This is a genomic window from Acinetobacter sp. V2, assembly GCF_001188385.1.
Classification (GTDB): domain Bacteria; phylum Pseudomonadota; class Gammaproteobacteria; order Pseudomonadales; family Moraxellaceae; genus Acinetobacter; species Acinetobacter oleivorans.
In genome coordinates this window covers 1,876,863-1,877,086 of sequence record NZ_JZFB01000001.1, presented here as the reverse complement: position 1 = coordinate 1,877,086, position 224 = coordinate 1,876,863, and the positions used below count along the sequence as shown (strand labels likewise).

The 224-nt window shown below is 39.7% G+C and carries 1 protein-coding gene; it reads left to right on the top strand.

The features are described 5' to 3' along the window. On the top strand, window positions 1–224 hold a 224-nt coding region (locus UC75_RS19275), incomplete at both ends, for a hypothetical protein (protein WP_212771768.1).

Genomic DNA, 224 nt, shown 5'->3' with positions numbered 1-224 from the left:
ATCTTTACAAAGCTGTAGTAACAGACCGAGCTGGAAATGCATCGGAAACTGCTATACAAAAAGTGGTTGTGGATACCACAGCACCACAAGCAGGTGAACTGACTTTATCTGATTTGAGTGATACAGGCGTCTCAGCAACGGATCAGATTACGCAAGATCAAATTTTTGATTTAAAGATTAGTGGACAAGAAGTAAATAGCCAAATCACTTACTGGATGTCGAAA